Source organism: Paenibacillus sp. RC21 (genome assembly GCF_044907935.1).
Classification (GTDB): domain Bacteria; phylum Bacillota; class Bacilli; order Paenibacillales; family Paenibacillaceae; genus Paenibacillus; species Paenibacillus terrae_A.
This window is the reverse complement of record NZ_JBIYCS010000012.1, coordinates 1-24,575: the sequence shown is the minus strand read 5'-3', so window position 1 is coordinate 24,575 and position 24,575 is coordinate 1. Positions and strand designations below refer to the sequence as shown.

2 protein-coding genes are annotated in these 24,575 nt (G+C 49.9%); one reads left to right on the top strand and one right to left on the bottom strand.

What is annotated here, in order from left to right:
- Nucleotides 1-55: 55 nt before the first annotated feature.
- Nucleotides 56-22,879, top strand: a complete 22,824-nt coding sequence (locus ABIA61_RS24545; protein WP_404581379.1) for a non-ribosomal peptide synthase/polyketide synthase — start codon at nt 56-58, stop codon at nt 22,877-22,879.
- A 109-nt stretch (nt 22,880-22,988) separates the two neighbouring features.
- Here ABIA61_RS24545 and ABIA61_RS24540 read toward each other — a convergent pair whose 3' ends face one another.
- Nucleotides 22,989-24,023, bottom strand: a complete 1,035-nt coding sequence (locus ABIA61_RS24540; RefSeq protein ID WP_404581378.1) for an alpha/beta hydrolase — start codon at nt 24,021-24,023, stop codon at nt 22,989-22,991.
- Between the last annotated feature and the right edge of the window lie 552 nt (nt 24,024-24,575).

The following is a 24,575-nucleotide window of genomic DNA, read 5'->3' as shown; positions in this document are numbered from 1 at the left end:
CTGACTGCCAGTAGCAGCGGGAGGATAATCACATCACGGAATAGGAGTGAACGAGATGAATGACATGCAGTTATATGATTTAACAAATGCGCAGAAACGTATATGGTATACCGAATTACTCTATCCAGATACGTCAGTGTCACAGCTTTCCGGTACAGCCAAGATGAAGGGCCGTATCCATATCGCTGCCTTCATGCAGTCCATTAATTTGATTATCAAACAGTATGATGCGTTCCGCATTCGTATCACCTCAGTGGATGGAGTGCCTCAGCAGTATGTCGTTCCTTATGAAGAGAGACAGTTGGAGTATCTGGACCTTACTCACTATGAAAGTGTATCAGAGGTAGAAGCTTTACTTGAGCAGCACAAAAGCAAACCCCTGCAACTGCTGGATTCTGAGCTATTCCAGTTTTTGATTGTAAAGATTAGCGAGGATGAGTATTGGATTAATACCAAGATGCACCATATTATTTCTGACGGGATATCAATGGTGATCTATGGCAATCAATTGACGGAATTTTACATGCAGATCATCCAAGGAAATGAACCGACGCTGAATGACGATTGCTCCTATATTCAATATATTGCAGAAGAGAACGCATACGAGCTTTCTGACAGATACCAAAAGGACAAGGCATACTGGCTGAATAAATTTTCTGATTTACCTGAACTTACGGGTTGGAAGTCATACAATCCGTTATCTCTAAGCACCCGCGCCGTTCGGGAGCATTTTACCGTGCCAGAGGTGCTGTATCACGAGCTGCAGGCATTTTGCCAACAGAACAGGATTTCTCTGTTCCAGTTCTTCATGGGTGCGATGTATATTTACATACACAAAGTGACGAATCAGCCGGATGTGGTGATCGGTACTTCGTTCGCTAACCGGGGGAACAAAAAAGAGAAGCAAAAGATAGGTATGTTCGTCAGCACGGCTGCAGCCAGAACATACGTCGAAAAGGATATGGATGCGTTGAGCTTTCTGCAGGATGTAGCCAGGGATCAGATGTCAGTCCTGCGGCATCAGAAGTATCCATATAATCAGTTAATTCAGGATCTTAGAGAAATGCATGGTAACAAGGATATTCAGCGGCTTTTTGGCGTTTCAATGGAATACCGCCTTATCAATTGGGTTGATTTGGATGAGGTGCGCATTTTGACGGATTATGATTTCTGCGGTGACGAAGTGAATGATTTCGTGCTTCATATCGTGGAGATCCTGGATGAAGGCGAGCTGGTACTGGATGTCGATTACCGGACGACGCTGTTTGAACGCAGTGAAGTAACGGACATGGTTTCCCAGTTGCTTACGATCGCCGAGCAGATCATTCATGCACCGCAGCTTCCCATCGCAGAGGTAACCCTGCTGGGAGAAGCGGATGAGCAATCCATTTTGGCTCTCTCGGAAGGGATTGTAGCTGATTATCCGCGTGAAAAGACAATTCATGGCTTATTCGAAGAACAAGCCGAGCGCACGCCAGATCATGTTGCCGTTCAGATGGGCGAGCAGAGCATTACATATCTAGCTCTAAACGAGCAGGCTAACCAGCTTGCGAGATATTTGCGCTCCGAGGGAGTAGGAGCAGATACGCTCGTAGGGATCATGGCTGACCGTTCCTTGGAGATGATCGTCGGCATTATGGGCATTTTGAAAGCAGGAGGTGCCTATGTACCGATTGATCCCGATTATCCCGAAGAACGTATCCATTATATGCTGGAGGATTCGGGAGTCCATCTGTTGCTCACCCAAAGCCATCTATGGGAGAGTACCACATTTGACGGAAAGCTTGTGAATCTGGACGAAGTTGCATCGTATAAAGGGGACACTTCAAATCTGGAGAGCATTTCGGGGGCGAGCAATCTTGCCTATGTTATCTATACGTCGGGTACAACTGGCAAGCCGAAGGGAACGCTGATCGAGCATAAAAATGTAGTTCGACTGCTCTTTAACGATAAAAATTTATTTGATTTCAGCGCTCAGGATACGTGGACGCTATTCCATTCGTTCTGCTTCGATTTTTCGGTTTGGGAGATGTATGGAGCCCTTCTCTACGGAGGAAAATTGGTGATTGTTCCGTCTCTTACAGCCAAGAGTCCAGCAGCTTTCCTGGAGTTGTTGAAAGACAACAAAGTCACCATTTTGAATCAGACGCCGACGTATTTTTATCAGGTGATACAGGAAGAACTGGCGCACTCTTCGACAGAGCTTAGTCTTAGAAAAATCATTTTTGGTGGAGAGGCCTTAAGCCCATCTCTTCTGGGAAACTGGCGGTTTAAGTATCCTGATGTGCAACTGATTAATATGTATGGAATTACGGAAACAACGGTCCATGTCACCTACAAGGAAATCACGGAACGTGAGATTGAAGCGGGGAAAAGCAATATTGGCAGAACAATTCCGACACTTAGCGCTTACATTTTCGATGAGCAAAGACGTCTGCAGCCTGTCGGGGTTCCAGGGGAGCTATACATCGCGGGCGACGGTCTTGCCCGAGGGTATTTGAACCGTGCAGAGTTAACAGCCGAGAAATTCGTAGAGCATCCGTTTCGGGCGGGAGAGCGAATGTACCGTACTGGCGATCTGGCTCGCTGGTTGCCTGATGGTAATATCGAATATTTGGGCCGGATCGACCATCAAGTCAAAATACGTGGCTACCGAATTGAGCTTGGCGAGGTGGAAGCCCAAATTCTCAAGGTTTCGAATGTACGGGAAACGATTGTCCTTGCAAGGGACGACGAACAGGGACAAAAATTGCTTTGCGCCTACTACGTTGCCTCCACCGACCTTTCGCCGAGCGAATTGAGGTCTCAGCTGGCCGTAGAACTACCAGCTTATATGATCCCTTCTTATTTTGTCCGGCTGGAGCAAATGCCGCTTACGCCAAATGGCAAGCTCGATCGCCGCGCGCTGCCAGCTCCTGAGGGCAGTGTACAATCCAGCGAGGTTTATTTGGCTCCGAGAACTGCTGCGGAAGCGCAGCTAGTGCTAATCTGGCAGGATATTCTGGGAGTTGCCCGCGTCGGCGTTAGAGATAATTTCTTTGAAATTGGTGGTCACTCCTTGCGGGCGACATTGCTCGTTTCACGGATTCAAAAAGAGTTGGGGGGCAGCCTTTCGTTGCGGGAAGTGTTTCAGTGGCCTACGGTCGAGTCCATGGCACGACTGGTGAAAGAACGCATTCCGACTGTGTATGAATCCATCCCACGGGCGGAGGAAAGCGAAGCTTACCCCGTGTCCTCAGCACAGAAGCGGTTATTTGTGTTGAGACAAATGGACGGAGGAGAGCTCAGCTACAATATGCCTGGAGCATTCACAGTGGACGGGCCGTTGGATCGCGTTCGGCTGGAATCTGCGTTCCAGGCACTGATCCAGCGTCACGAATCCCTGAGAACCGGCTTCTATATGAAGGATGGAGAGCTTGTTCAGCGTGTGCATAGGGATGTGCCGTTCGCGTTGGACTACACAGAAGCTTCGGTGGAGGAGACGGATACGCTCGTACGCAGCTTTATCCGTGCCTTTGATCTCAGCCAGGCCCCATTACTGCGTGTTGGCTTGGTGAAGCTGGAAGAGGAACGTCATCTGTTGCTGTTTGATATGCACCATATCATTTCGGATGGGGTCTCCATTCAAATACTGGTGGAAGAACTCACCTCATTGTATCAGGGAGAACAGCTGCCAGAACTGCACATCCAGTACAAGGATTATGCTGTATGGCAACGGGAGCATTCAGAGAACCAGTGGAAAGAGCTTGAAGCATACTGGCTGCAGGCTTTTGAAGGGGAACTGCCTGTACTTGATTTGCCTACGGATTATCAAAGACCTTCTGTTCGCAGCTTCGAGGGTAGCCGAATTGATTTTACATTGGATGCGTCCGGCAATAAGGCAATACAGGAACTCGCATCCCGTACAGGTACTACGCTGTATATGGTATTGCTGGCTGCTTATTCGGTCCTGTTGCACAAATATACGGGGCAGGAGGACATCATCGTAGGTTCTCCGGTGGCCGGAAGACCGCAAGCGGAGCTTGAGAGCATCATCGGGATGTTTGTCAATACACTGGCTATGCGCAGCTACCCGGCGGGAGACAAGACATTTCAGGATTATCTTCTCGAAATCAAGGAAACGGCGCTCAAGGCGTTCGAGCATCAGGACTATCCTTTGGAAAAACTGATTGAGAAGCTGGGTATAGGACGTGATGTCAGCCGCAATCCACTCTTTGATACTCTGTTGGTATTGCAAAATACGGAGCAGGCAGAGCAGGACATGGGCGGGCTGCGCTTTACTCCTTACCCGCTGGAGACCGTTACAGCCAAATTTGACCTGTCACTTAATGTAGAGGAGCAGGGGGCAGAGCTAGCTTTTGGTTTGGAGTATAGCACGGTTTTATATCAGCGAGAGAGTGTAGAGCGACTTGCTATGCACTTGCTTCGGGTTCTGCATGCGGTCGCTGTCAATCCCCAGTTAAAGCTGGCGGAGATTGAGATGATCACACCGGAGGAGAAGGTGCAGATCATTGAAGAATTCAACGCGACATCGGCTCCTTATCCAAGTGAGAAGACTATTCATGAGCTGTTCGCAGAGCAAGTAAAACGTACACCGGAGCAGACGGCGCTTGTATTCGGCAACGTCCAGCTAACCTACCTCGAATTGGAAGAGAAGGCGGGGCGGCTGGCCCAAACACTGCGTCGCTTGGGAACGTTGAGGGAGCAGCCTGTGGCCGTGATGGGCGGACGAAGCATCGAGATGGTCATTGGTATGCTCGCGGTGCTTCAGGCAGGTGGAGCCTATGTGCCGATTGATCCTGATTACCCGGAAGATCGGGTTCGTTATATGCTTAATGATTCCGACGCCAAGCTATTATTGGTGCAAAAGGGCGAGCTTATAAGTGTAGACTACGGTATACCGATTGTCGATCTTAGCAGTGAAGAGGCCTATGCAGCTGAACCTGCCCGGCCGGAGACTGCTCAGGGATCGCAGGGGCTTGCTTATGTCATCTATACATCGGGTACGACAGGTAGACCGAAGGGCGTTATGGTTGAACACCGGAACGTGGTCCGTCTGGTCAAAGAGACCAACTATGTGGAGTTGAATGAATCCACACGAATTTTGCAGACAGGAGCCGTGGCCTTTGATGCTTCTACATTCGAAATATGGGGAGCGTTGCTTAATGGTGGGCAGCTCTATTTCGTAGAGAATGACGACATTCTGATTGCTGATAGGCTCAAAGCGGCTATTGCCAAGTATGGGATTACGACATTGTGGCTTACTTCACCGCTTTTCAATCAGCTTTCCCTGCAAGATGAGTACCTGTTCAGAGGGCTAAAAACATTGCTAGTCGGCGGTGACGTACTGTCCATATCTCATATGAACCGTGTGACCGAGGCCAATCCTGATCTTGTCCCTATCAATTGCTATGGTCCGACAGAGAATACGACCTTCTCCACCACCTACAAGATTCCGTGTCATGCCGAAGGGGTCGTGCCGATTGGTCGCCCAATTAGTAATTCGACCGCTTATGTGGTCAATGGATCGCTTCAATTACAACCCATTGGTGCTTGGGGCGAACTAATTGTCGGCGGTGAAGGTGTAGCACGCGGATATCTCAATCGTCCTGATCTCACAGCAGAGAAATTTGTCCCTAGTCCTGTCAAGGACGGAGAATCATGCTACCGAACTGGGGATTTGGTACGCTGGCTTCCAGATGGGAATTTGGAGTTTAAAGGAAGAATTGATGAGCAGGTCAAAATACGTGGTTACCGCATCGAACTCCCTGAAATCGAGGCCCAACTGGCCAAGGTGGAGTCAGTAATCGACGCCGTAGTGGTCGTTCGCGCGGATGAGCTTGGAGAGAAGCAGCTTTGCGCTTATTATGTGGCGGATCGTACGCTCACGGCAGGCGAAGTACGTCTTTCCCTATCGCAGGTACTTCCGGGCTATATGATTCCATCCTACTTTATCCAGATGGATCGTATGCCATTAACGTCAAACGGAAAAGTGGACCGCAGATCTCTGCCGGCTCCTCAAGTGGGTGCGCATACGGGACGGAAGTATACGGCTCCCCGTACACCGGCGGAAGAAGCCTTGGCGTCTGTTTGGCAAGGGGTGCTGGGTGCCGAGCAGGTGGGGATCCATGACAATTTCTTTGAATTGGGAGGAGACTCCATTAAGGCCATTCAGGTTTCGTCACGGTTACTACAGGCTGGTTATCGGTTAGAGATGAAGGAACTGTTCAAATCTCCAACCATTGCGGAGCTAAGCGCGCAAATACAAACGGCTGTGCACATGGCTGAACAAGGAACTGTGCGTGGATCGGCCTCCTTGACTCCAGTCCAGCAGTGGTTCTTTGGACGGAAGCAGGCAGAGCCGCATCACTTCAATCAAGCGGTCATGCTGTACCGTGAACAGGGATTTGAGGAAAAGGCCTTGCACCATGTGCTGAAAAAACTCGCTCAGCACCATGACGCCCTCCGCATGGTTTTTCGTCAGACAGAACAAGGCTACGAGGCTTGGAATCGTGGTCTTGAAGAAGGAGAGCTTTATAGCCTGCAAACCGCTGATTTACGGAATGAATCCAATCCGGTCGCAGCCATTACAGTGTTGTCGGACGACATTCAGCGCAGCATCAATCTGGCAGAGGGTCCGCTGTTGAAGCTAGGACTTTTCCATTGTCAGGATGGAGACCATCTCCTGATCGTGATCCACCATTTGGTGGTGGACGGAGTATCCTGGCGGATTTTGTTTGAGGATATCGCAGCGGGCTATGAACAGGTGACTCAAGGACAGGTGCTGACATTCCCGCAGAAGACGGACGCTTTCCGTGACTGGGGTGATGCTCTTTCCCGTTATTCGGAAAGCCCGGCAATCGAAATTCATCAGGCGTATTGGAAAGACCTGGAAAGACAGAAACTTGAGCAGTTACCGAAGGATGAGGCTGTAGAAAGCCTTCTTTTACGGGATAGCGAAGTGGTAACAGCACAATGGACTGTAGAAGAAACCGACCAACTGCTGAGAAAAGCCCACCGTGCTTACCAAACGGAGACGAACGATCTGCTATTGACCGCTCTGGGCATGGCGGTATCCAAGTGGTCCGGCATTGGAAAGATTGCTGTGAATCTCGAAGGCCACGGTCGTGAACCGATTATACCGAATATCGACATTACCCGTACCGTCGGCTGGTTTACAAGCCAATATCCGGTGATTTTAGACTTGGGCGATGACCCGGAAGTGGCAGCCTTGATCAAGTCTGTGAAAGAAGGGCTGCGCCGAATTCCGAACAAAGGCATCGGATATGGGTTACTCAAAACCATGGCAAGTCAGGTGGACGCAGACAGCTGCAGCTTGCAGCCTGAGATTTCTTTTAACTACCTGGGGCAATTTGATCAGGATTTGCAGGGAAGCTCGTTGCAGATTTCTCCTTATCCGACCGGAAGCGCCCAAAGCTTGTTGGAGGAACCAGCCTATACGCTAGATATCAATGGCATGGTGACGGATGGAGCCCTGACTCTGACGATTACTTATAACGGAAAACAGTATAAGTCATCTACGATGGAACAACTCGCTGGATATATTGAAGACAGCTTGCGCGAGCTTCTTCATCATTGCGTAACCCAAGAGAGATCGGTATTGACACCAAGCGACGTGCTTGCGAAAGGGCTGAGCATTGCTGATTTGGAAGAGCTTTCTAAGCAAACCAGCCACATAGGTGATATTGAGAATGTATACAGTCTGACGCCGATGCAGAAGGGCATGCTGTTTCATGATATGTTTGAGCCGCATACAGGTGCTTATTTCGAGCAGGCTGCCTTTGACTTTAAGGGTAGCTTTGATCCGGCCGCCTTTGGACACAGTCTGGATGCAGTGGTGGAGCGTCATGCCATCCTGCGCACGAACTTTTATAGCGGATGGGGTAGCGAGCCTTTACAGGTTGTATTTCGGCACAGAGGCGCCAAACTGGTGTACGAAGATCTGCGGGAGATGAACGCAACGCAGCGCGAAGCTTATTTGAAGACGTTTGCTGCAAAGGACAAAGCACAGGGCTTCAACCTGTCTGAAGATGAGCTTCTCCGTGTTTCGATTTTGTGCACAGGTGAAGATAGCTTCCGTCTTTTGTGGAGCTTTCACCACATCGTCATGGATGGATGGTGTGTTCCGTTAATTACGCAGGAGGTATTTGAGCATTATTTTGCCCTCCTGGAAGGAAGAGCACCTCAATTGGCGGAGGTTCAGCCGTATAGTCGATACATCGAATGGCTGGAACAGCAGGATGAAGCAGCTGCGGCCAACTATTGGAGCCGTTATCTGGCTGGTTATGACCAGCAGACGCTTTTACCTCAAGTCGGGGAAGCAAGTATAGGGGAAGGTTATCTATCAGAGAAACTGAATTACACCCTCGACAGGGAATTGACCGGGCGTCTGGAAAAGGTAGCCAGAGACGCTCATGTCACGATGAATATATTGCTGCAATCCATCTGGGGCATTGCGCTTCAACGATACAACGGTAGCCGAGATGTCGTATATGGAAGCGTAGTATCAGGAAGACCAGCAGAAATCCCGGGCATTGATCGGATGATCGGTTTGTTCATCAATACGATTCCAGTTCGTGTGAAGACGGAAGAAAATCTCCCCTTCAATGTCCTGATGAAGCAGCAGCAGGAACAATATATGGCTTCTCATATGTATGACACCTACCCACTGTTCGAGATTCAGGCTCAGACCGATCAGAAGCAGGATTTAATCTCACATATTATGGTATTTGAGAACTATCCTGTCGAGGAGGAGGTAGAGCGTCTGGGTGGTGGCGAGGCTGCCTTTGAGATTGAGGACGCGGAGCTTCTTGAGCAAACGAACTACGATTTTAACCTGATCGTCCTGCCGGGTGAAGAGATGAAATTGCTTTTCCAATACAATACGCTCGTCTATGACTCATCCAATATAGAGCGAATCAGGGGACATCTGGTTCACCTTATGGAACAAATTGTGAAGAACCCTGGAATATCCGTGGATGCTCTGGAACTGGTCACGCCGCAAGAGAGAGACCACATCCTGAACATATGGAAAGATATCGCAGTCCCATATGAGCATTATGCCGAGCTTCATGCACAAGCACAGACTGCACCTATTGGCCAACCTAACGTATACATTGTGGATGACCATTTCAGGTTGCTGCCTGTCGGTGTCGCTGGCGAGCTATGCATCGCAGGTGTCGGATTTACGCGGGAGCATCATAACCATCCTGAATTAACGGATGAAAAGTTCGTGGACAATCCGTTTGCTCCAGGGGAGCGCATGTATCGTACGGGTGACTTGGCTCGTTGGTTGCCGGATGGCACGATCCAGTACCTGGGCCGAGTCGACCATCAGGTCAAAATCCGCGGCTACCGGGTCGAGCTGAGCGAGGTAGAAGCGCAAATGCTCAAAGTGCAATCTGTTCAGGATGTTGTGGTCATGGCTGTAGAGGGTGATGACGGTCACAAGGATCTATTCGCTTACTTCGTAGCTGACCAGACGATTGAAATAAGTGAGTTACGAGCGGTTCTATCGGAGCTGTTACCGGTGTATATGATTCCCTCCCACTTCGTGCAATTGGAAAATCCGTTACTGACGCCAAGCGGAAAAATAGATCGAAAAGCGTTGCAGGGAGAGCGCGGATGGGCAGTTGCTTCATCTGTAGCTCCAAAGACACCTGTGGAAATTCAATTAGCTAAAATCTGGCAAGAGGTGTTGGGTGTAGAGAACGCGGGAGTGAAGGATAATTTCTTCCATTTTGGAGGTCACTCACTGCGTGCAGCCCTGCTAGTCTCACGAATTCGCAAGGAAATGAACCGTGAGATTAGTCTGAGAGAGGTGTTCCAGTCACCTACAATTGAAGGATTGGCTTATGCCATTGAGGGCTACACACCGCTCGATTTTGAGGAAATTCCTACGGCTGGACTACGTGAGCACTACCCATTGTCCTCAAGCCAAAAACGGCTGTTTATTCTAAGTCAGCTGGAAGGCGGAGAGCTGAGCTACAATATGCCGGGTATCCTTACGGTTGAGGGAGCCTTGGATCGGGAACGGCTGGAGCAGGCATTCCGTCGCCTGATTCATCGCCATGGGTCGCTGCGTACCCGTTTTGTGACTGTTAACGGTGAACCCGTACAGCAGATCCTGACGGATGTACCATTTACTGTGGAATATGCGGAGTTGAGCGGGGAAGAGGCAGAAGCTTCCGTTCAGCAATTTGTCCGTCCTTTCGATCTTGGCGAAGCTCCATTGCTGCGGGTCGGCCTTATCCGAATTGCGCATGAGCGCCATTTACTGTTGTTTGATATGCATCATATTGTCTCAGATGGTGTTTCTATGAATATTCTTATAGAAGAGTTTCTCCGCTTCTACCAAGAGGAGGGCTTATTACCTGCACTACAGATCCAGTACACAGACTATGCGGTATGGCAGCAGGAGCAACTCGGAAGCGAACGTCTCAAAGCCCAGGAAGCTTACTGGCTGGATGCATTCCGCGGAAGCTTGCCAGTGCTGGATTTGCCGGGGGATGAAGTCCGTCCTGCGGTGCGAAGCTTTGCGGGGGACCGGATCGACTTCCGTATTGATTCTTCTCTGAGCGGTTCACTCCAGGAGCTGGCTACCCGGACGGGTTCTACTCTGTTCATGGTACTGCTGGCAGCCTATACAGCGCTCTTGCACAAGTACACAGGTCAGGAAGATGTCATTGTCGGCTCACCTGTGGCGGGAAGATCCCATGCGACACTCGAAGGTCTCATCGGTATGTTCGTCGGCACACTGGCACTGCGTACTTATCCAGAAGGGGAGAAGTCTTTCGAGACTTATTTGCAGGAAGTGAAGGAAACAGCGCTGCAGGCGTATGAAAACCAGGATTATCCGTTCGAGGAGCTGGTAGAAAAGCTGGAGCTTCAGCGTGACCTGAGCCGCAACCCGTTATTTGATACCATGTTTGTCCTGCAAAATATCGAGCAGGGAGAACAAGAAATAGAGGGATTGCGTTTCACTCCTTACGATAATGTACATCCTGCTGCCAAGTTTGACCTCACGCTGACCGTAAGTGAAGCGGATGGGGCATTGGATTGCACGCTTGAGTACTCGACTGCGATCTACAAGCGAGAGACTGCTGAACGAATGACAGGTCATTTTGTACAGCTTATTCGGGAAGCAACCGCCAATCCGGCGATGCCGTTGTCATCCCTTGATATCGTGACACCTCAGGAAAAATCAAAGCTGATGCAGGAGTCGGCCGAAGCCAGAGCAGATTATCCTCGTGACAAGACGATTCATGCGTTGTTCGAGGAACAGGCTGCTCATACTCCGAATGCAGTAGCAGTCGTATGTGAAGAGGCAACCCTGTCCTACAGCGAGCTGAACGAACGGGCAAACAGACTTGCCAGAACGCTCCGCGAGCGTGGCCTCCAACCAGATGGTTTGGCTGGAATCATGGCCGATCGTTCCCTCGAAATGGTCGTCGGGATTTTGGCCATTTTGAAGGCGGGCGGAGCTTACGTCCCTGTGGACCCTGAATATCCGGAGGACCGCATTCGCTTTATGCTGGAGGATTCAGGAGCCAAGCTACTGCTGACACAAACGCATCTGGAGAAACGCGTCTCCTTCGCTGGGGACATCATCAATCTGGACGAGACGGCTTCCTACAAGGAAGATATCTCAAACCTGAAGCCTGCAGCCGGACCGGAGCATCTTGCCTACGTCATCTACACATCGGGTACGACAGGCAAGCCAAAGGGAACGCTGATCGAGCACAAAAATGTAGTTCGCTTGCTCTTTAATGATAAAAATATGTTTGATTTCGGTCCTCAGGATACGTGGACACTGTTCCATTCATTCTGCTTTGACTTCTCCGTATGGGAGATGTATGGGGCATTGCTGAACGGAGGACGTCTGGTCATCGTTCCATCGCTTACGGCGAAGAGTCCGGATCGTTTCTTGCAATTGCTTAAGGACCAGAAGGTCACCGTCTTGAACCAGACGCCGACATACTTCTACCAGTTACTACAGGAAGAGCTTGCTCATCACGCGGCAGAGCTGAGCCTCCGCATGATTATCTTCGGTGGAGAGGCATTAAGCCCGGCCTTGCTCAAGGACTGGAGAACGAAGTACCCGCAAGTGCAGCTCATCAACATGTACGGCATTACCGAAACGACCGTACATGTAACATACAAGGAAATTACAGAGCTGGAAATTGAACAGGGCCGCAGCAATATCGGCATCTCGATTCCGACGCTGCGTGCTTACATTCTGGATGAACAGCGCCGTCCGCAGCCGATTGGCATTCCGGGTGAACTCTACGTGGCGGGCGAAGGTCTGGCGCGCGGCTACCTGAACCGACCGGAATTGACGGAAGAGAAATTTGTTGCTCATCCGTTTGCAGCGGGCGAGCGTATGTACCGCTCGGGTGACTTGGCACGTTGGCTGCCTGATGGCAGCATGGAGTATTTGGGACGGATTGACCATCAGGTTAAAATCCGTGGTTACCGCATCGAGCTGGGCGAAGTGGAAGCGAAGCTGCTCCATGCCCCGTCTGTAAGGGAGGCCGTTGTGCTCGCCCGGGAGGATGGAAGTGGGCAAAAGGTGCTTGTCGCCTATTTCACTGCCGATCAGATGCTGACGGTAGGCGAATTGAGAAAAGCCTTGGCTGCTGAACTGCCAGCTTATATGATTCCGTCTTACTTCATGCAATTGGAACAGATGCCATTGACGCCAAATGGCAAGCTGGATCGCAAGGCGCTTCCTGCTCCGGAGGCCAATGTGCAGACAGGAGCGGTTTATGAACCGCCAAGGACGAAGGCTGAGGAAGCTCTGGCGTCCGTATGGCAAGGTGTACTGGGAGCGCAGCAGGTCGGCATCCATGATCATTTCTTCGATCTGGGTGGTGACTCCATCAAAGCGATCCAGGTATCCTCAAGATTGTTCCAAGCCGGGTATAAGCTGGAGATGAAGGATCTCTTCAAATATCCGACAATTGCCGAGCTAAGCCCGTATCTTCAGGCAGCCGGACGCACAGCAGAACAGGGCGAGATCCAAGGTGCAGCGGAGCTAATGCCAATTCAGCGTTGGTTCTTTGAACGCCATACAGCGGAGCCGCATCATTACAATCATGCCGTTATGCTCTATCGGAAAGACGGCTTTGATGAAGCTGCACTCCGATTGACGGTGACCCAAATTGCTACCCACCATGACGCGCTGCGTGTGGTCTTCCGTTCTACAGAAGCTGGATATGCAGCCTGGAATCGGGGAACGGACGAAGGTGAGCTCTACACATTGGACATCGCTGATGTGCGGCAGGCAGAAGATCAGGCAGCTGCCGTTCAAGCCAAAGCCGATGACATCCAGGCAAGCTTTCACCTGGAAGACGGCCCACTGTTCAAGCTAGGCTTGTTCCATTGTGACGATGGCGATCATTTGTTAATTGTCATCCATCACCTCTTGGTTGACGGCGTATCCTGGCGCATCCTGTTTGAGGATATCGCAGCGGGATACGAGCAGGCGTTGAATGGACAAGCCATCGTTCTTCCTCAAAAGACCGATTCGTATCTTGTATGGTCTGAGCAAGCGGCGAAGTATGCAGCAGGGCCTGCTCTGGACAAGGAGCGTGCATACTGGCAGCAGATCGAGGAGGCGATTTTGGCTCCACTGCCAAAGGATAAGGATCAGGAGCCGGGCACCATTCGGGATACCGAGTCGGTAACGGTAACGTGGTCTGCGGAAGAAACGGACCTGCTGCTGCGACAAGCGAACCGGGCGTATCATACGGAGACGAATGATTTGCTCTTGACTGCTCTGGGGGCAGCAATACAGCGCTGGACAGGCATGGAGCAGATTTTGGTCAATCTTGAAGGGCATGGACGGGAAATGATTATACCTGAACTGGATATCACCCGTACCGTGGGCTGGTTCACAACCCAGTATCCGGTTCTGCTGAACCTTCAAGACGGACAGGAAGTATCAGCACGAATCAAGCGTATCAAGGAGAATTTGCGCCAGATTCCACACAAAGGAATCGGCTACGGCCTTCTGAAATATATGGCACTGGAGAAAAGTGGCGGGTTCGGCGTAGAGCCGGAGATTTCCTTCAACTATCTTGGACAGTTTGATCAGGATTTGGAGGGGAATGCCCTCAGCCTATCCACACATTCAGTCGGTAAGGCGCTCAGCGACCACACACCGCAGCAGTATGCTCTGGATGTGAATGGCATGATTGCCGAAGGCCAGCTATCACTGACGGTTACGTATAGCACCAGGCAGTATCGCAAGGAGACGGTGAATCATTTTGCTGAATTATTACAGTCCAGCCTTAGCGAGGTCATCCGGCATTGTGTGGCGCAGGAGCGTTCACAGCTTACGCCAAGTGATGTTTTGTTCCAGGGATTAACGTTGGAGCAGTTTGATCGACTTACAGCTCAGACGGCCCACATTGGAGAGATTGAAGATGTGTACAAGCTTACGCCAATGCAGAAGGGGATGCTGTTTCACAGCCTGCTGGAGCCAGACTCCTCTTCATACTTCGAGCAGGCTACGTTCGAGCTGCGAGGCAGCTTCGATGTAGATACTTTCTTCGAGAGCTTTCAGGCTTTGGTGCAAAGACATGCCATACTACGTACCAGCTTTTACAACAACATTGGTGATTTACCGCTGCAAGTTGTCTTTAAGCAACGGCCAATCCCACTGCACTACGTAGATTTGCGTGCCGCAACTTTGCAAGAGCAAGAAGCCCAAATCAAGGCTTACACTGCTGAGGATATGGCTAAGGGGTTCAGCTTGGCGGAAGATCCGCTGATGCGAGTAACCGTCTTGCAAACAGAACAAAGCTCACTGGTATTATGGAGCTTCCACCATATTGTCATGGATGGCTGGTGTATCCCGATCATTACACAGGAGCTGTTCGATTATTATTCTGCTATGCGACAGCAGGTACAGCCTGTGCTGCCGCCAGCTCAGCCCTATAGCCGTTATATTGAGTGGCTTGATGCACAGGATGATGAGGAAGCTTCAACATATTGGAGCCAATACCTCAAGGACTATGATGGGAATACCGTATTGCCGGAAGGCAAGACGAAATCTCAGGCCAAAGAAGCGGGCTATGTTCTAAATGAGCATGTTCTCCATCTGGGTGCATCCTTGACCGATAAAATGGATGTTGTGGCGAAGCGAAACCACGTGACCGTCAACACCTTAATGCAGACAGCTTGGGGACTGATTCTTCAACGTTACAATGCCAGCTCGGATGTGGTTTTCGGCGGCGTTGTGTCAGGTAGACCGGCTGAGATTGCAGGTATCGAAAATATGGTGGGTCTGTTCATTAATACAGTACCTATCCGTGTACAGTCCTCCAAAGACGAAGCCTTTGTCGAGGTCATGAAACGTACACAGGCACAATCGCTGGCAGGCCGTGCTTACGACACTTACCCACTATATGAGATTCAGGGGAAGACAACCCAAAAGCAGGACCTGATTTCTCATATTATGATCTTTGAAAATTATCCGCTCGACGAACAGGTGGAACAGTCGGGTAATCAAAATGAGGACAATCTCGAAGTCGCGAACTTCACCATGTTTGAACAAACGAACTATGGCTTTAACCTGGTTGTGATTCCAGGCGAGGATATCAAGGTCTGCATACGTTACAATGCTTTGGTCTACGAACAAGAAAGCATTGCACAAATCGGTGGACACTTGATGCAAATGCTCGATCAGGTAGCTACTCGTCCGCAGGCGACCATAGAGGAGCTGGAGATTGTAACATCTGAGGAACGGGTGAAACTGCTAGACTGGGGCGGCAAGGCCCACACCTATCCAAGTGATCAGGGTCTGCATACCTTGTTTGAAGAGCAGGTTGTCCGTACGCCAGATAAGATTGCAGCTGTTAACGGCGATATTCAGGTCACGTATCGGGAGCTGAACGAGCAGGCGAACAGATTGGCCTCCACCTTGATCGCTCAGGGACTTCGGAGTGAACAAGTGGTTGGTCTGTTGGCGGATCGGTCTGTAGAACTGCTTGTCGCCATCATGGGTGTGCTCAAAGCGGGCGGGGCCTATGTACCTATTGATCCTGAATATCCGCAGGAACGGATTCAGTATATTCTGAAGGATTCTGGCGCTGGAATTCTGCTCACACAGAGCCACTTGACGGAGTTGGCCTCTTTTGAGGGAACGGTTATGGAATTGGATTCCCCGCACATCTACGGCAACGGGGTGGATAATCCCAATCTGCCAGTGAGAGGAAACGATCTGGTGTATTTAATCTATACCTCGGGTACAACAGGGAATCCGAAGGGAACCATGATTAACCATAAAGGGATCGTGAACTACATCTGGTGGGCCAATGAGGTCTACTGTGCGGAGCAACCAACAGATTTCCCGCTTTACTCATCCATTTCATTTGACCTGACGCTGACATCAATTTTCACTCCATTAATTAACGGAGGATTGGTACGGATTTACGATGGTATAGATAAAGCGGAGGTTGTTCAGCATATTTTGCGCGAAAATGCGGTGGACATTCTCAAGCTGACGCCGACTCATCTCAGCCTTATTAAAGATATGACCATCCCGGCGGAAAGTCGCATTCAGCAGCTCATTGTGGGTGGAGAGAATTTGACCACACATTTGTCGCAAACCATCACAGATCTCTTTGGCGGCAACATCAAAATCTACAATGAATACGGTCCAACCGAAACGGTCGTCGGCTGCATGATTCACCTGTACGATCCTGTGAAGGATACACGTGAATCCGTACCTATTGGATTGTCGGCAGACAATATATACATCCATATCCTGGATGAACAACTTCGTCTCGTGCCATTAGGCGTGGAGGGCGAAATGTACATCGCAGGGGACGGGGTAGCCCGCGGATACCTGAACCGTCCTGAGCTTACCGCAGAAAAATTCATTAGAAATCCGTTTGCTTCGGAAGGAAATATGTATCGAACCGGGGATTTGGCTCGTCGCCTTCCTAATGGAGACATTGAGTACATTGGACGTATTGACCATCAAGTTAAAATACGGGGCTATCGTATAGAGCTTGGTGAGATTGAGGCCAAGCTACAGGATATTCCACTCGTCGAGGAAGCTCTCGTTGTTGCGTGGGCAGATGCCCATGGACAGAAGTCTCTGTGTGCCTACTTCGTAGCTGATCGGGAAATGTCTGTCAGCGAGCTGCGGAACGAACTTTCTGGACTGCCTGCGTATATGATCCCGTCCTACTTCGTCCAACTGGACGTGATGCCTTTGACACCGAATGGCAAGCTGGACCGTAAGGCACTGCCTGAACCGAACTCGGGTGTGAAGGCGGGCGCGGCCTTTACTGCTCCACGGACGGATGTGGAGAACATTTTGGCTTCGATCTGGCAGGGTGTGCTAGGTGTTCCGATTGTCGGCATACATGACAATTTCTTTGAGCTTGGAGGCGACTCGATCAAATCGATTCAAGTATCATCAAGGCTTCTCCATGCAGGCTATAAACTTGAGATGAAGGATTTGTTCGGCTATCCAACCGTTGCAGAGCTGGCCCAGCGCGTTAACGCAGTCAGCCGAATTGCAGATCAGAGCGAGGTACACGGAGCGGTAAGACTGGGACCTGCCCAGCGCAGATTTTTCGACGAGCAGTCGACGGACCTGCACCACTTTAATCAGTCGGTCATGTTGTACAGACGGGAAGGCTTCAATACCGATGCGCTCGCCAAGGTTGTTCGGAAAATTGCAGAACATCATGATGCGCTGCGACTGGTGTTACGCCAAGGAGAGCGGGGATTTGAAGCATGGAACCGCAGCTTAGGTGAGGGTGAGCTTTATAGCCTCCAGATCCACGATCTGCAGGATGAAACAGACCCGGCTTCGGCAATAGAAGCAGGTGCGGAAGCCATTCAGCGCAGCATCTCTCTCGGTGATGGACCTCTCTTAAGATTGGGCTTGTTCCGCTGCGCGGAAGGCGAACATCTGTTAATCGTTATTCATCATCTGGCTGTTGATGGCGTATCCTGGCGCATCCTCTTTGAGGACCTGCAGGAGGGTTACGAGCAGGCAGCACGCGGAGAAGCTGTCAAGCTTCCGCAGAAGACGGATTCGTACCGTGCATGGGTTGAGGGAATCACACAATATGCGAACAGTCCGGCGGCTGAACAAGAACGCAGCTATTGGGCAGAGGTAGAAGGGGATGGCTTCGCCCCTCTTCCAAAAGACAAGGTAGACGGTGCTCTTCTCATCAAAGACAGCGAGACTGTTACGGTGAGATGGTCACCAGAAGAGACAGAGCAGTTCCTGAAAGAGGCAAACCGCACTTACAACACGGAAGTTAACGATCTGCTCCTGACGGCCCTCGGCATGGCTGTTCACGAGTGGACCGGGATCGAACGTGTAGGCATCCTTCTGGAAGGACATGGACGGGAGCCTGTTGTACCTGAACTGGATATCACTCGCACTATAGGCTGGTTTACAAGTCAATACCCTGTCGCCCTTGAGATGAAAGAGGAACTGGAGATCGGCGCTAGAATCAAGCGTGTCAAGGAAGGCTTGCGTCACATTCCTAACAAAGGTGTCGGATATGGTATTTTGAAATATTTGAGCGACGTATCCGATGTCTCCTCCATCTCTGCTGAACCGGAGATTATCTTCAACTATCTGGGACAGTTCGACCAGGATCTTGCAGGGGGGATGATGGAGGTATCGCCTTACTCAGTAGGATCTGAGGTCAGTGAGCAGATGGTACAGCATCAGGCATTGAACATTAATGGACTGATTGCCGAAGGACGACTTCAACTTTCGGTCAGCTATAACCGTCAGCAGTTCCACACGGAGTCGGTAGAGAAGTTTGTCGGCATCCTGAAGAACCGTCTCAGCGAAGTCATTGGACATTGTGTACGAAAGGAAAGAACGGAGCTTACACCAAGCGACGTACTCCTCAAAGGTATCAGCCTTGAGAAAATCGAGGAGCTGGAAGAGCAGACACGGCATATCGGCAGTATTGAAAATATGTATAAACTGACACCGATGCAAAAAGGAATGTTGTTCCACAGCTTGCTGGAGCCTCATTCGGAAGTCTACTTTGAGCAGGCTAAATTTGAAATTCACGGAGCATTCTATCCTGAGGATTTCAAACGCAGCTTAAAGCATCTGATGAAACGGCATGCCATATTGAGAACGAATTTCCATGCCGGATGGGGCGATTTCCCTATACAGATTGTGTTCAAAGAAAGAGCGTGTGACTTCGTATACGAGGACCTGCACGAGCTGGAATCTGATGAAATTGAAGGGCGTCTTGCAGCTTATACTGCTCAGGACAAAGCAAGAGGCTTTGATCTTGCCGAAGGAGCATTGCTGCGAGTGACCATTCTACAGACGGCAAAAGAGGCTTACCATCTGCTGTGGAGCTCTCATCACATCATTTTGGATGGCTGGTGTATGCCTCTTGTGCTTCAGGAAGTGTTTGAAACGTACGGGGTTCTGCGTGAGCAGAGGGAGCCTGAACTTCCTGTTGCTGTATCGTACAGCCAGTATATTCAATGGCTGGAGGAGCAAGGTGAAGAAGAGGCATCCTCTTACTGGAGAGGTTATCTGGAAGGTTACGAACAGCAGACGAAGCTGCCGCAAGCGACAACACAGCCATTGGCAAAAGCAGAAGCCTACGTATCAGAGAAGCTTGTATTCACGTTGGATGCGGAGCTGACCGAGCGGCTGGAACAAGTGGCCAAGCAGAACCAGGTAACGATGAACATGCTGATGCAAGCAGCCTGGGGAATCGTATTGCAGCGTTACAATAGAAGTCAGGATGTCGTCTTCGGAAGTGTGGTATCGGGAAGACCTGCCGAGATTCCCGGTATCGAAAGCATGATCGGTCTCTTCATTAATACGGTTCCGGTTCGGGTACAGGCCGAGGGAAGCGATACGTTCTCCCATGTGATGAAAAGACAGCAGGAATTATATTTGGCAGGACATGCTTATGATTCCTATCCGCTCTATGAGATTCAAGCACAGAGCGAACAGAAGCAAGATTTAATTTCTCATATTATGGTATTCGAGAATTATCCGGTAGAGGAGCATCTGGAAGAGAAAATTGCCAGTGAAGAGGCTGAATACCAAATTACGGATGTTCAGATGTTTGAACAGACGAATTATGATTTTAACCTCATTGTGCTGCCAGGCCGTAATCTGGAGTTCTTGTACCGTTACAATGCCCGCGTCTATGATCGGGAGAGCGTGGAACGGATTCAAGGGCACTTGATGAAAATTCTGGAAAGTGTATCTGTTCAGCCTGCCATTCGTATTGATGAGCTGGAACTGATTACGCCCGAAGAGAAATCGCAGATTATAGAGGTGTGGGGCGATACAGCAGCTCCTTATCTTTGTGAGAAGACCCTTCACGGCATATTTGAGGAAAAGGCTGCGCTCACACCGGATCGTACAGCACTTATTTATGGCGAAACGAAGCTTACCTACGGAGAACTTCATCAGCAGGCGAACCGCCTCGCACGTACGTTGCGTGCCCAAGGGGTCAGACCGGACCAGCCGGTCGGCATCATGGTTGAACGTTCGCTTGAGATGATCATTGGCATCCATGCCATTCTAAAAGCGGGCGGGGCCTATGTACCGATTGATCCGGAATTCCCGGAAGATCGTATTCGCCACATGCTGGAGGATTCGGGAGCGAAGCTTCTGCTGACGAAGAACCATCTCAAAGATCGCTTTCCGTTCACTGGCACGCTCCTGGCACTCGATGACCCGCAGGCGTATCATGCGGATGACTCGAATCTGGAGCCACTCGCGGGGCCGGAGCATCTGGCGTATATCATTTACACGTCAGGTTCAACTGGCAAGCCGAAAGGCGTAATGATTGAGCATCGATCTGCCGTCCATACGCTGAGCCAGTTGGAAGCTGAATATCCGATGCTGGCAGGCGACCGATTCCTGCTTAAAACGACATTCACATTTGACTTCTCCGTGCCGGAGCTGTTCTGCTGGTTCTTTGGGCAGGGAACTCTCGTGATCTTGCCGCAGGGCGCGGACAAAGATCCGGTGGCACTGCTGGAGGCCGTGGATACGAGCCATATCACGCATCTCAATCTGGTACCGTCGATGCTCAGTGTCCTCGTTCAATATTTGAAGGAAGGCGGCAGCCAAGGATTCCTTACTCTGAAATATCTGTTTGCTTGCGGCGAGACGCTGCCCGCCAAACTTGTGGAAGAGTACTATAAAGTATCTCCACACGCAGTACTGGAGAACATCTATGGTCCTACGGAGGCGGCCGTATATGCGACCCGATATACTACGAGCCTTGAGACTGCTGCTCTAACGCATGTGCCTATCGGTAAACCGTACGCTAACGTCCAAGTATGGATGATGGACAGTGCTTCTCAGGTATCACCTGTGGGTGTACCAGGAGAACTCTGCATTGCAGGCGAAGGGGTAGCGCGAGGGTACTTCAACCAGCCGGACCTGACGGCAGAGAAGTTCATTCCTCACCCGTACAAACCGGGAGCACGGATTTACCGGACGGGCGATTTGGCCCGATGGCTGCCAGACGGGAATATTGAGTATTTGGGGCGGATCGATCACCAGGTAAAAATCCGGGGTTACCGCATTGAACTGGGAGAAGTGGAGGCACAAATTCTTAAAGTGCCGTCTGTGCAGGAAGCGGTAGTCCTTGCACTGGCTGATGCTACTGGAAGTACTCAGCTTTGTGCATACTTTGTGGCTGAAGAGGGATTTGCAGCCAACGTATTACGTGAAGCACTGGCCAGCGAACTGCCAAGCTACATGATTCCGACTGCTTTCGTACAGCTGGCACAAATGCCGCTGAATCCGAACGGCAAATTGGATCGCAAAGCGCTGCCGGCACCGGAAGCACTCCTGCGGAGCACAGCGGAGTATATCCCGCCGCGTACGCCGACTGAAGTAGAACTGGCGCAGATTTGGTCCGAGGTACTCGGTGTGCAGGAAATCGGAGTCAAGGATCATTTCTTCGAACTTGGGGGCCACTCCCTGAAAGTATTGGGATTGATCCAGAAGATCTCGTCCGTCATGGGTGTCCAGCTCCAGCTCCAGCTCGTGTTCAATCTTCCGACTGTGGAGCAAATGGCACATGAAATATCCAAGCTGCAGACAAAAGATGCTCCTGATGAAGAAGAAATGGAAATTATCCACTTCCCAGGCAAAGGCGCGCTTAAAGTATTTTGCTTCCCTCCTCGGGTCGGCTACTCTCTGGGCTACTATGAGATGGCTAGAGAGCTGGAAGGACATTGTGAGGTATACGGGCTGGAATTCATCGGCGATCGTTTTGAGAGTCAAGACATGCTGGATCGATACATGGATGCCATCGTGGGTATTCAAGCAGAGGGACCATATGTCTTCCTGGGATACTCACTCGGAGGGAATCTGGCCTTCGAGGTGGCCAAAGCCATGGAAAGCCGAGGTCAACAGGTCAGCGACCTTATTATGGTGGATGCTATGAGAAAGACGTCCAAGGATGAATCGACGCCGGAGCAGCTTGAAGAGATCGTTGAGACGGTGTTGGACAGCATTGGGGATCAGTACAAAGCATTCTTGGCCGATCCATCCGACAGGAAGCGAGTCAAAGACAAAATGTTGATCTACTCCATCTATCGGAATGAGCTTATTAACGCAGGTGAAGTTCAGGCCAATATCCATGCCTTGGTTGCAGAAGACGATAGTATGGGTCCGGTGACATCATCAGATAAATTGCTATGGCAACAGGCGACGCTTGGTCAATACGAAGAATACGGAGTTATCGGTACGCACGATGTGCTGCTTGATCCCGGTTATGTTGGGGAGAATGCTAAAGTGCTGAGACAGATACTTGGCAAGGTCGCAGAAGCATCATCTAAAAACAAGCCCATATTGTCCTAAGATTAATCAACAATAATAAGTTTTGGGCAGTAAAGACGCCCGGGTTCCTTTATATAGGAGTAACCCGGGCGTCTTTTGTGTTTTTTGCAACCATCAACATGTAGAGTATCTAATCATCTGTGTTTGTTTTAGCAACGGCTGACCGTGGGTGATTGATATTGGAGATTAGCTCACGGATGACTTGAATGACAAGCTCTGGTTGATCATGAATAATCATATGGTCGCTCTTTTTGGCAACAATAAATTTGCTGTTTGTAGAGATGTTGAGCATCTCACGCTGCCCCATTTGCCAGCTTTGTTCGATCTGCTCATTCCCGCGCTTACTAATACCGAACTGAGTCAAATTTTGCTGGATGCCCCGGGCAATCACACGCACAGGGAGGTTTCCCAAATGTTGCCCACGTATGGCATTTTCGGTCGTGCTCACCAAATCACCCTCCTCGGCAACAGATCGAAAGTATTTGGGTGAAGCGACAATATTCACAAACGATTTTCTATCTTGATGCTCGACACGACCAGTTAGAATAAAATTAGGGAACAGACGAAAAGCCCCCGACCTTTCTAGAAGAATGGATATTAACGGCGAGGGGTTGACCTTAGGTCGTTCCTTGGCATAAATCTCATTTGTCCGGCGGGCGTCATTCTCAGGCCTAGCATCCACCAGCACCAATCCTGCCACCTCATCACTGTACGTTTGTGCGTACAGCCTTGAGTACATGCCCCCGAGAGAATGGCCTACAAGGATATAAGGAGGCTGGATGTCTGTATTCTTTAAGGCGAGATGAAGCTCTCGAACGATGTTTTCCCCAGTGCGTGGAGTAGCAGCCTCCTCGCTCCAGGCATAGCCTGCCCGGTCATAGGATACAACGGTGGCGAATGATGACAGATTTTCGGGAATATCCCTCCAGGACAAGCTGCTTTCCCCGCTTCCCGATTCAAGCAGTATTGTCGGAGTGCCGCTACCAAGTTTGCGAATATGGAGTCGATAGCCTCCGACGTCAACCATTTTCCCCAGAGGAGGACATTGCAATTTATCCTGTTTGGATGCAATCCACTCATAAACAAATCCAGAGATAACGACAAGTAGTAAGCAAGAGATGACAAAAAACACAATTCTCGTCCATGTTCGTCTTCGTTGCTTCATTACAAGATCTACTCCTCTATACTGTTAATTAATCAATAGCTAACGTTAAAATGATACAAAATTGCCTACGTGTAATTTGGTAAGCTTGCTGAAGATTTCAGGTAAACCATCAAAATGAAGTTCCGTAATATCCATCTATTCTCTATTAAAGAGGGTGGTGGTTATGACGATGGTTTTCTCATATCATTTTTACCCATCCTTTCTTTGTCAAATTATCAATATTAAAGGGAAATAAGACTTAGCACTTGAGCTGTAATGAGTAACGCGGTATTTTGGGGCGATAAAACAATTAAATAAAAAAGCTTGCATTTAAATATTTGGCATGATATATTCTAATTCCGGCCAAGAAATACAAAGTTGCGAGCGAGAGTTACAAAAAGAACTTTAAAAAAAGCTTGCAAAGTTGGTTCGGACATGATATGATATAAGAGTTGATAAGGTGACGAGCTGAGTTAACAAAAAGAAATGTTTGATCTTTGAAAACTGAACAACGAGTGAGTACGGATTTTGCTTGCAAAATCCAACGCTGAGATTTTGGTACATGCCGTCAGG